11 protein-coding genes are annotated in these 11646 nt (G+C 37.7%); 7 read left to right on the forward strand and 4 right to left on the reverse strand.

What is annotated here, in order from left to right; all coding sequences use genetic code 11:
* The first annotated feature begins 8 nt into the window (after positions 1 to 8).
* The 5 genes from OW255_RS00825 (at position 9) to OW255_RS00845 (ending at position 6192) form a co-directional block, all read left to right on the forward strand.
* Entirely contained in the window at positions 9 to 2246 is a 2238-nt protein-coding gene (locus tag OW255_RS00825; RefSeq protein WP_268115324.1) for an adenylyltransferase/cytidyltransferase family protein, read from the forward strand.
* A gap of 98 nt (positions 2247 to 2344) precedes the next feature.
* Positions 2345 to 3538 carry a sugar phosphate isomerase/epimerase family protein gene (locus tag OW255_RS00830; RefSeq protein WP_268115325.1) on the forward strand — a complete coding sequence of 398 codons (1194 nt, stop codon included), beginning with the start codon at positions 2345 to 2347 and terminating at the stop codon, positions 3536 to 3538.
* A 119-nt stretch (positions 3539 to 3657) separates the two neighbouring features.
* Positions 3658 to 4482 (forward strand): sugar phosphate isomerase/epimerase family protein, encoded by an 825-nt coding sequence (locus OW255_RS00835; RefSeq protein ID WP_268115326.1) that lies wholly within the window; start codon positions 3658 to 3660, stop codon positions 4480 to 4482.
* A gap of 151 nt (positions 4483 to 4633) precedes the next feature.
* Positions 4634 to 5647: a DUF6270 domain-containing protein gene (locus OW255_RS00840; RefSeq protein ID WP_268115327.1), complete on the forward strand. Its 1014-nt coding sequence runs from the start codon at positions 4634 to 4636 to the stop codon at positions 5645 to 5647.
* Positions 5648 to 5811: 164 nt separating this feature from the next.
* Positions 5812 to 6192, forward strand: a complete 381-nt coding sequence (locus OW255_RS00845) for a zinc ribbon domain-containing protein (RefSeq protein ID WP_268115328.1) — start codon at positions 5812 to 5814, stop codon at positions 6190 to 6192.
* Between the two features lie 206 nt (positions 6193 to 6398).
* Here the strand turns inward: OW255_RS00845 and tnpC are convergent, their stop codons facing one another.
* From tnpC to OW255_RS00865, 4 genes are all read right to left on the reverse strand, one after another.
* Positions 6399 to 8000 carry an IS66 family transposase gene (tnpC, locus tag OW255_RS00850; protein ID WP_268115329.1) on the reverse strand — a complete coding sequence of 534 codons (1602 nt, stop codon included), beginning with the start codon at positions 7998 to 8000 and terminating at the stop codon, positions 6399 to 6401.
* Between the two features lie 71 nt (positions 8001 to 8071).
* Positions 8072 to 8416 (reverse strand): IS66 family insertion sequence element accessory protein TnpB, encoded by a 345-nt coding sequence (tnpB, locus tag OW255_RS00855; protein ID WP_268115330.1) that lies wholly within the window; start codon positions 8414 to 8416, stop codon positions 8072 to 8074.
* Positions 8410 to 8829 (reverse strand): IS66 family insertion sequence element accessory protein TnpA, encoded by a 420-nt coding sequence (gene tnpA, locus OW255_RS00860; protein ID WP_268115331.1) that lies wholly within the window; start codon positions 8827 to 8829, stop codon positions 8410 to 8412. The genes tnpB and tnpA overlap by 7 nt, the downstream gene beginning before the upstream one ends.
* Before the next feature lie 160 nt (positions 8830 to 8989).
* Positions 8990 to 9559: a nitroreductase family protein gene (locus tag OW255_RS00865; protein WP_268115332.1), complete on the reverse strand. Its 570-nt coding sequence runs from the start codon at positions 9557 to 9559 to the stop codon at positions 8990 to 8992.
* 866 nt (positions 9560 to 10425) lie between these two features.
* Here OW255_RS00865 and OW255_RS00870 point away from each other — a divergent pair.
* A complete protein-coding gene (locus OW255_RS00870; RefSeq protein ID WP_024837782.1) occupies positions 10426 to 10722 on the forward strand; it encodes a hypothetical protein in 297 nt (98 codons plus the stop codon).
* 149 nt (positions 10723 to 10871) lie between these two features.
* On the forward strand, positions 10872 to 11642 hold the full coding sequence (locus OW255_RS00875) for an MBL fold metallo-hydrolase (RefSeq protein ID WP_268115333.1): 771 nt from the start codon (positions 10872 to 10874) through the stop codon (positions 11640 to 11642).
* Positions 11643 to 11646: the final 4 nt, after the last annotated feature.

Here is an 11646-nt window from a genome sequence, read left to right on the forward strand (position 1 = left end):
AGGCAGCTATGGAGGCGGATAAAATAATTTGGGAAATGCCCAAAGGATTGTTGAACTGGTATAATTTTTCTCCGGAAGGAAAGGTTCTCTACATTGAAAATAAAGAATGCAGTATGAAGGAACTTTTACAGGAAAAATGCAAAACAGTTATCTGTATCAGTGGAGCTGCTTCTTTAGACGAAGCATTTATAAACCAAAATAATAAAGCATTTGATTATATAATTGCAATAGGTACGGCAGAGCGCCTTCCCGACCCGGTGAAGGCTTTTTCTCTATGGAGAGATATGTTAAAAAGCAGTGGACGTTTGATTCTTGGTATGGATAACCGATTGGGTTTAAGATATTTCTGTGGAGATAGGGACCCGTTTACCAATAGAAATTTTGATGGAATTGAGAATTATCGAAGGATTCCTAAAGAAGACAGGAAAGATCTGCAAGGACGTAATTATTCCAAAGAAGAAATCTGCAATCTACTAGATACCTCCGGTTGGAAAAACAGGAAGTTTTACTCCGTTCTACCTAATCTGGATCTACCCCAGTTGATTTATTCAGAGGATTATTTACCGGTAGAAGCATTGGATATCAGGTACTTCCCTATGTATAACCACCCGGATACCGTATTTTTGGAAGAAGAATTTCTATATAAAGATATCATTAACAACGGTTTGTTTCATACAATGGCCAATTCCTTCTTAATAGAACTATCCAATGATAATTCATACGAAAATGTAAAGCATGTGACCGTTTCCATGGATAGGGGCAGAGAAAAAGCCATGGCAACTATTATCAGAGACAATGAAATAGTTGAAAAGCGTGCGTTGTATCATGATGGTATACACAGGTTGAGAGAAATAAAGGAAAACGAGGAAGACCTTAGAGCTCATGGAATCGTGGTACTGGAAGGAAAGTATGAAAATGATTCTTACACTATGCCATACATGGACAGTGAAATTTCAGTTACTTATTTCCGAAGACTAGCAAAAGAAAACTTAGATAAGTTTAAAGATGAAGTGAGCAGATTCCGAGAGCTCATTTTACAGTCATCAGAGCATATAGACGCAGCCAAGGAAAAAGGTGAGCTTGGAATAATATTAAAAAAGGGATATGTAGATCTGGTTCCTCTGAATTGTTTTTATGTAAATGGAACGTTTGTCTTTTATGACCAAGAGTTTTATGAAGAGAATTATCCGGCGAATGTAATAATTCTTCGGACGATTGAACTTATTTATGCCGGAGATCCAGAAATGGAGGCAATACTGCCAAGGCAATATTTCTATGAGAAGTTTGGCATGATTGATCATATGGATACGTTATATCGTATGGCCTGGGTATTTACAGAGAAGTTGAGAAACCAGAGGGAATTGAGAAGCTTTCATGAAAGGTACCAGCGCAACTTAGCAACCATTCATACCAACAGGCAAAGAATTAATTATTCTGCTTCGGAGTATCAGAGAATTTTTGTGGACATATTTCAAAATGCAGATAAAAAGAAAATCATTCTCTTTGGATCAGGTAATTTTACAAAGCGCTTTCTTGCTCAGTTTAAAAGTCAGTATGAAATTTATGCTATTATTGACAACAATGAATCAAAGTGGGGAGGCATGCTGGAAGGAATTAAGATCATGCAACCCCAGATTATTGATGAATTACCAAAGGAAGAGATTAGAGTTATCATATGTATAAAAAATTACATTGCAATTGTTCAACAGCTAAAGCAGATGGGAGTTGTAGATTATTGCGTTTATGATATTAATGCGGACTATCCAAGAAAGCAGCAGGCGATCCCGCTATCAATCAAAGATGGTAACTTGACACCTAAAAAATATCAAACTGGTTATATTGCAGGCGTATTTGATTTGTATCATATGGGACATCTAAATATGTTCAAAAGGGCAAAAGAACAATGTGATTACTTAATTGTTGGTGTAGTTACGGACGAGGGTGTAAGAAAATATAAAAAAACGGTCCCATTTATTCCGTTTGAAGAGAGAATAGAATTAGTACGTTCCTGCAAATATGTGGATGAGGCCGTTGAAATACCTCTAAACTATGGCGGAACCAGAGATGCATACAGAATGTACCATTTTGACTGCCAGTTTTCAGGTAGTGATTATACGGATAATCCAGATTGGCTTGCAGAGAAAGAATTTTTAGAAAAGCATGGTGCAGAAATGGTGTTTTTCCCCTATACAGAAGGTACCAGCTCTACAAAAATTAAGTCACTAATCGAACAGAAGCTAGTTTAAGAATTTCTAGAGAAGGAGTGAGAAATGAAATGAATATAATATGCGCTCCAAGTGGAATCGTTGATATAGAACGGCCCGGACAAGGGATTATGGACATTGTGAAATCAGGATTTCATGACGTTATGCTTGATATGTCAATGGTCTGTTCTCCAAATGAATTAAAATTCTCCGTTAAGACTGGTATAAATAAAAACAATAAAAAAATACGTGTATCTAGTAATCCATTAGAACTTTATAATAGCCTGATTCCCATGTTGGATCAGTGCAGCCAGGTAAAACTAAATAAAACCATAGCTTACGCTCCCTATTTGGAAAGAAGTTCAAAAGATGAATGCTACAATCAACTTTTGATTCGACTGGCGGAGGAGAGTATTAAAGCTTGCAAGAGAGCGGGGAGCCAGTCTATTATAATAAGACCATTATTTTCAGGTGTGAAGCAAGAAAATGAATGGTTAGAAAATAAGAACTATTATCTCCATCTTTCTAGGATTGCCAGAGAGCATAATGTAATGATTCTTTTAGAAAATCAGTGCCGGGATCTAAATGGTCATTTAATCAGGGGGATCTGCTCAGATGGAAAAACAGCAGTCCAATGGATTGATAGATTAAATGAAGAAGTTGGAGAAGAACGCTTTGGATTTTGTATGGATGTCGGTGTTTGCAACTTATGTGGGCAGAATATGTATGATTTTGTTTTAAGCCTTGGAAACCGTTTAAAAGCAGTTATCCTAAGGGACTGTGATGGTCATTCTGAAAATGCTTTACTGCCATTTACCTGCGTAAACAAAGCACAGCCTGTGACTGATTGGCTTAGCTTGATCCGTGGACTAAGGGAGACGGGGTTTGACGGAAGTCTTATTTTAAATTTTTCTGATACGGCTAGTTCATTTTCGCCGATTCTTCGGCCAGAGCTGATGAAGCTTGCCATGTCTGTGGCAAATTATTTTAAGTGGCAGATTGAAATTGAAAACATGTTAAAGAAATATCAATCTATTGTTCTTTTCGGAGCAGGGAATATGTGCCGCAATTTTATGAAATGCTATGGGGAGGAACATCCTCCGTTATTTACTTGTGATAATAATAGCAATATATGGGGGACAGAATTTTGTGGATTAGAAGTTAAATCCCCTGACAGCCTGCTGGAACTTCCAGATGACTGTGGAGTATTCATTTGTAATGTATATTACCGGGAAATAGAAAAGCAACTTCTTGATATGGGCATTGAAAACATTGAATTTTTTAATGATGAATATATGCCTTCCTATTTTTTTGACAGACTGGGGGATAAATAATGATGCAGATTGGAGTACAGACCAAGAATGTCGTATACGATAATCACCCGGAGGAAGGTTTTTCTATATTAAAAAAAGCTGGATTTACCTGTGCAGATTTCAGCTTAAATTCGTATCTTATGAATACATCCTTATATCAGTTAGAATTAAATAAATTTTTTGACCAGTCAATACAAGAACTTGAGAAATTTTTTTTACCTCATAAACTTGGTGCAGATGCAGCCGGAATTACTATTAATCAAATGCATATGCCCTATCCGGTCTATGTCCCAATGGCCAGTGAGGAACTGAATCAATATCTTTGGCAGGAAGTTGCACCAAAAAGTATGATGGTATGTGCCTTTTTCGGTTGTCAATATATTGTCATTCACGGTTGTAAGCTGGCAAGGTATTTGGGATCTGAGGAGGAAGAATGGAAACGTACGGAGCAGTTTATTAAAGAAATGGCTCCTTTAGCCAAGGAGCTTGGTATAACCATATGTATTGAGAATTTATATGATAGCATAGGTGGACATCTAGTAGAGGGTCCTTGCTGCGATGTTAAAAAGGCAGTGGAACGGATTGACCGCGTAAATGAAAAATACCAGGCTGAAGTTTTGGGATTTTGCTTTGATACAGGGCATGCTAATTTGGTGGGAATCGATTTTGAAAGCTTTATTACTGCACTGGGAGATAGATTGAAGGTCTTGCATATACATGATAACGATGGAGCAGCTGACCTTCACCAGATACCGTTTACATTTGCAAAAAACAGAGAGAATTTGGCTTCTACGGATTGGGATGGGTTTATCAGTGGATTGAAAAATATAAAATTTAATAGGGTACTTAGTTTTGAGACAGCACCTGTTATATCCACGTTTCCGGAAGTAATGAAACTAGATACGTTAGGATTTATTGCAAAAATAGGTCAATATTTTTCAAAAGAAATAGAAATATTGAAATAGGAATGGTACTATTAATTTTATTTTGTTATGTCTATAGATGCCACATGGATTTGCTAAGTAATAGCTATATAAAAATGATCTATTTTTAGATATTACTATATGAAGCTATTTTGGTAATGGATTATAACTATTTACTAGGGGAGAAACGCGTATGAAGGTGAATATATTAGGAAGCTGCATTTCACGTATATCACTGCTTGATGGTGATTGTTCAGGACATGGGATTGCACATGATCATATAGAAATGAAATACTTTTTAGACAAACAAAATATAGCATTGTCTGTTATGCCAGCTCCATTTTCTAAAAATGAAATAATGGATATATCTGCAGAAGAATTATGGGATAAATCACGTATCCATTCCTTACAACAATGTTTAAATAAATCCACAGTACATATGCTACTTGAATCTGATGCAGATTGGTTGGTTATGGATTTATTTGATATGCAAAATGATTTTGCTATCTATAAAGAAACAGCGTTTGCTACTTGTGCTCATGAATATATGCAAACAAAATGCTTTAATAAGTATAAAAAGGATATTCAGATTGCTAATCTTATGACGCTACCGAAATGGATATGGTATCCTTACGTTGATATATTTTTTGAAAAAATCATGAAAAAGTATGATGAAAATCATATTATATTAAATCGCTTTCGATCAAATACATATTATTTGGATAAAGACGGGCTGGTTAAGGAGATACCAAATAACTTTAAAAATCCGTTTCAGGCCAATGATAATTACAATCAACCCCTCAAAGAATTAGAAGATTATATTATCGAGAAATATAATCCTTATGTGATAGATCTTTCACAATATTTTATGGGAGATGCGACATTCTGGGATAATCTCAATGGAGCACATTTTGAAAAAGAATTCTATCGAGAGACCTATACTCAACTGATAAAAATAATACAGGGAGAAACAGACAATCGATATTATACTGAGCCTGATTTTTTTAACAAGTCCAGACGTGGCTATGAAGAGGATAAACTGAGGGTATTTGATATTGAACATGGAATTCAGACTCTAGATATGCTTATATCAAAAGAGGATTTCTTGTGGGTAAATGTTTTGGATAAACTGGATACATATGCTCCTGACGATGAAAGAGTGAAGGAATATAAGAAGTTTATGAATGATTTCTTTGTTTACGAGTAAGTTAATGAATATCCGGCAATAGAATATCGATAATTAATAATTTCCTTTAATTTGTTTTTAGAAGAAGATGCTCGTCAATGATAGGAATTTTAAAAACAGTAAAAAGTTTAGTAGTATTTAGTTATGATTTTATATGCTAATTTGTATGGGAATGGAGGTTAACTATGTTTTTCATATGCGGTATAAGCCAAGGCAGGAAACTGCTTGATTATTCAAAGACAATAATCTGTGGCCTGTGTGGAGGCTATGGCAGATATCAGGTTTATATGACCTATAGCTATTTTAGTGTATTTTTCATTCCTATCATTAAATGGGACCGTCGATATTACGTTCAGATGTCTTGCTGCAATACGATCTATGAGTTGAATGCAGAAAAGGGCAAGCAAATAAGCAGAAGAGAGTCGGTAGACATTACAGATCAGGATTTAACTATCATTGAGACTGGTAAAAGGACTACAGGGTGGAATCAAAAGGCCTGCACAAACTGCGGATATGAAACGTCAGAGGATTTTGAATATTGCCCGAAATGTGGGCAAAGATTCTAGACCCGATTGACAAATGTAATAATTAAGAATAGAAACAGCCGGTCATAGATATCAAAGACCGGCTGTTTGCGTTATGTTCCATATTAAATATTTTTTATATAACATTTTCCTAATCAACTGAAGGTGTAACGTAAGCGCATAGTTTCGGGGTATGACTCATAAATAATTTCCGGATCCTATTGCTAGGATTCGGAAATGAAAGCATTTTACTCCATTTTGTTCTTGCAAAGTTCTTGGACTGTTTTATCCCAAGGCGCAAGTTTTGCTATCTCATCATCTGACATGCCCTTGCTGGGACGATTCTCTAGCAAGAACTTCAGATATTCATATAGATTTAAGTCATACGCCTTTGCCATCTCTATGATAGTGAGATAGAGCGAATTGGCTGTCGCTCCTTCCGGAGTGTCTGAAAAGAGCCAGTTTTTCCGGCCTATAGTTACTGGACGGATTGAATTTTCGCTAAGGTTGTTGCTTAAGCTGCACCGGCCATCTTCCAGATATGTCATAAGAAAGTCTCGACGGTTTTTAATATATGTGATTGCTTTCTTAAGTTTGGCATTATCTCCGGGATTGACTTGGTTTGCCCACGCCAAGAAGCCCTCAACGACTGGTCTTTGGTCTTTGAGGCGACGATTGCCTATCTGTTTGTATGAGAGTCCTTTTTCCTTATAGACCCGTTCATACTCGAACAACTTATTACAATACAAGACTCCCTGTACTGCCGGATGACTGTAATCCTTCTCATGGCCTTTTGGGATAGCCTCCAATAGATATCTCCTGATATGTGCAAAGCAACAACAACGCCTGGCTTCATTCACCTTGTTGTAGCCCTTGTATGCATCTGTCATTAGATAAAATCCAGGTTCCATACCCTTTAGGAATTGTTTGATATTTTCTCCTGCTCTTGTGGGCGTGTAATTATAGAGGACGATAGGATTTAATCCATCTTCACCAGTTCGGACAACCCATAAATAAGATTTTGTCTGTGCCCGCCGGTCTTCCTCTTTTAATACCTGGATTGGTGTCTCGTCCATCATAAGGAATCTGCGTTTTAGCAGTTCCCTATGAAAGTAATCATACAGCGGCGTTATATATTCAATGCCAACTATAATAATCCAGTGTGCCATAGATGTTCGTCCTATTGGAGCGTTCATCTGCTGGAAATCCTGCTCCTGACGATAAAGAGGGATGTACAATCCGTACTTTCGATAAATGATATATGCCAGCAGGGATTCTGAAACATAACTTCCGGGAATCAATGCAGGCGTTCCATTATCCTTTATAAACTGTGGCTCCTCCGTATCCTTGCACTCTGGACATGAATACGTGGTTGCCATGTATTCGATACGCTCCAGCTTTGGCGGAGTATAAACGATTTCGCTTCGGATCAGTTCTGTTCCAATCGGAATCATTTGGGTTCCACAGATTGGACATGTTTTTTCCTCTTTGGTCAGTGTATCTACATTTAGCTGTCTGGTTGGAATATCCTTAAATTGTTCTGCTAAAGTAGGTTTCTTTTTTCGAGATTTCTTTGGAGCGGGGATAACTTCCGGTTCGATTAGTTCCACCGGTTTTTCGTCCTCTGTAAGATTGTCAAAAAGGTTCAATTGACCTGCGACGTCATCCACGCGGCGTTCACTGGAAGCACCAAAATACTTCTGGCGAAACCAAGCCAGTTCAGACTTAAGATTATCATTTTCAGCCTGCTGTTTATTCAATGCTTCCGCAAGTGTTTTGATCGTAGTATTTAGTTGTGAAATCATATCTTTAAGCTCAATGAGCTGGATATCTTTACTACTGTTGGCCACGTTTTTGCTCCTTAGTTTACTATAAAAAGTATACCATAAAAAGAGCGAAAAAGCCAGTAAAATCAAGGGTTTCAGCCGGTTTTAAGAGCTTTTGGCTGCTCGATTTCAAGCCCCGTCATAAGCCAGTCGAATTGTTGCCAGGTAATATTTTTTGCCTCATTGCTATTTCTTGGCCATCGATACTTGCCTTGAACAACGTCAAGCCGTTTATAGAGAAGAACCATTCCATCAGGCTCTCGGAGCAGAACCTTGATTCGGTCACATCGTCTGCCACAGAATAGATAAATTGATCTGGCATCCGGTTCCGCTTTCAACTGGTCTAGAATGATGGCGTAGAGTCCATCTATGGACTTACGCATATCCGTATAGCCTGTAATGATATAGATGTTGATTGCTGTGGAAATATCACCTAGCACAACATAACACCTCCCATGCATTTGAGAGTAGTTTCGATCAGGTTTTTATCTGTGTTATTAAAGAAGCGGATTGTTGCATTGCCAATCAGAATTTCAACCGTAGGCAATTCTTTGGTAGCAAGATCCGGAACAATGCAAGTATTTTGCTCTACTTGCAAAGGAGCAGGCATTGATGCCGAATCCGGCATTAAGTTAACCTTTACCACTTCCTGCAAAGGAGCAGATGTTTTCTTTCCTTGATCATCTAACATGGGGATCACCATTCCACGCTTACGAAGTCTACTGATCCAGTTATAAAAGGTGCCTGGATTAATATCATTCATTTGGCACCATTGATAGTCGGAGAGGCCGCTTTGTCGGCACTCCATGATGAGCAGAAACTGCTCATCGGCAGAAATTCGTTTTGATCTCATAATTGCTAGTCTCCGAAATAGAGTAAAATGCTTGCATTCTCGCAAAGGCTTAGAGTAAAACGCTCGCATTTCCTGATAACAATTATAAAGAAAAACGGTGCAATTTAAAATCCACCCTTAGATTAGGCGCTTACGGTGTAACTGCATTTATGCAGATATTCTATAGAATCAAATCATCAATTCCCCTCTTAGGAACATAATGAACCTGGTTATCATCCCTATAATACCGAATATCCCCATTTTCCTTCACTGGTACAATAACCACTTCTTCCTTAGGCTTCCCAAGTGCAAGAACCAAGTCAATGGAATAAAAGGCAGTGTCAATGCCTAATGCCTCTGCCAGGCGGCTTCTCTGCACGTTACCCAGTATGCATCCGCCATACCCTTTTTCAACCGCCCCCAGCATCATGGTCTGTGCAGCAATGCCATCATCATACAATTTATTTTTACCAAGAGACAGATCACATAATATAATAATATAGGCAGATGGGCGTTCTCCTTTTTTGGGACCATCCCATTCAGGCAGTGCTCCAGCCCAGCCAAGAGTCTCAAACACCTTTTCCGTTTCTTCCGGTGTATTACACAACCGGAATTTAAGAGCCTGGGAATTTGATGTGGAAGGTGTGAGCCTGGCAAGGTCCACCAGTTCTTTTAATTCTGCTGTCGGGATTTGTACCTCCTCATAAAATCTGCGGTATGTACGGGATTTAGTGATAAGATCTTTAAACATAACAGTACCTCCTGTTCCATATAATTCACATTGTGATTTTATTAAATTAATTAGTTGAAGTATAGCAGGAAATGATTGGGTCTGCAATGGGAGAAGTGCTAGGCATACATAGTATGCAAGTACGTATGCCGCCCATGCTCATGCACATGAAAAGTATAATGGTACTACGAAGCACCGTAAATACATTAAACTGAAGATGAGAAATTAGCAATAGCACAAGGCAAAGTGTACTAACAGACCAAGGATAATATGTTTAAGATATTCCTCTTTAGAATCCCTAATTCAAAAAAGGAATGGCCTGTATTCTATAAAGTGAAATTCCTATTGGACGTGGTATTAAAAGAACTCTAACGTCAAATTAGCACATAAACACCATCGAATCACCACATATATATCACCCGATGTCATTTCAGACTAATTATATTTCTTTTGTAAATTCCAATAGCTACATAAAAATCTACAAAAATCCAGATATTATGAGCCAAAAACCAATGAAAAATAAAATGGAAATCAGCATGTAGCGACCTTACAGCTCTAAATGCATGTAAAAATATTACAAAGATTTTACAAAAACAATACAAAAATCATACATTATGTGAATGGACAAATGAAAAGCAACTTAATTAAATTAATTTCAAGTGCACAAATTTATAATTATATTAAGCATCCACCCACCTTTCATTGTAATAATTTTTAAGAAATACCCCGATTTTAATTAAGAAAAAAATCATGAAAAGGTCATTGACTTTGTAATTCTAAGGTGTTAAACTTGGAATCGGTTTCAGGGTCGTAGGACAACATGAAACCGCGGCAACATATTACATAAAAAAATAAAAATCTATGTGGTCGCAAGGAGGAGAATTATTATGAAATTAACTACAAAGAAACTCGTACTTACAGGCGTAGCTGTATTAACAATGGCAGCAATCTCTGCATGTGGAAGCAAGACAACAGAGACAACAGCAGCTACTGAGGCTGAAGTAACAACAGAAGCAGCTACAACAGAAGCAGTTACAACAGAAGAAGCAACAACAACAGAAGAGACAACTTTAGAGTCTTCTGAAGAAGCTAGCACAGAAGAGACATCTGCAGAAGCAGCTGAGTCTGAGTCCGCAACAGAAGCATCTTCCGTAGAAGCTGAAACTACAAAGGCAGCTAACTAATTCAGTATTTATACCGAATTAATCTAGAATATGTTTTTTATGAGGCGGGGACATTTTGTCCCCGTCTTTTTTGCGCTCCTATGCTATGCAGAGAGGGGCCTCTTGTGTTATAATTTTCCCAATTAGCAAAATCAAGGAGGTCCATTCTTATGAAGATCACATATATCCATCACAGCTCGTTTCTTGTGGAGCTTGAGACTATGACTCTGTTGTTTGATTATACGGAAGGTGTCATACCTGAAATCAAAAAGGATAAGCCCCTTTTTGTGTTTGCAAGCCATAGACATGGAGATCATTATTCCCCTAAGATACTGGAGCGCTTTGATGATTTCAAAGCGATCAGATATATTTTATCCGATGACATTTCAATCAAACAAATGCTGGAACAAACCGGAAAACAAACTGGCGAACAAACCGGAAATCATATCACGTTTATGAAACCAGGTGCCAAAAGAAAATTTGGAATTATACAGGGAAGCATCTCCGATCTGGAATTGGAAGATGGCATTGCAGATATAGAAATTCAAACATTTAGTTCTACGGATGAAGGAGTCGCTTTCATCATAAAAACAGAAGGAAAGGTCCTTTACCATGCCGGGGACCTAAATAACTGGCGCTGGGAAGGAGAACCGGAAGACTGGAACCTTGCTATGGCAAAACAGTACTCTGAAGAAGTGGACAAGATGAAAGGTATGGAGATTGATGTTGCATTTTTGCCTCTTGATCCCAGACAAGAAAATGCTTTCCACCTTGGATTTGACGAGTTTATGAAAAAGGTTCAGGTAAATCTGGTATTCCCCATGCATTGCTGGGGAGATTTTTCTGTAATTAAAAAAATAAAAAGTATGGAAGTATCAAAACCTTATAAGGACCGAATCATGAACATTCAGGAAGACGGCCAAAGCTTTATTATTAAGTAGGAGA

This window comes from Lacrimispora xylanolytica (assembly GCF_026723765.1).
GTDB lineage: Bacteria > Bacillota > Clostridia > Lachnospirales > Lachnospiraceae > Lacrimispora > Lacrimispora xylanolytica.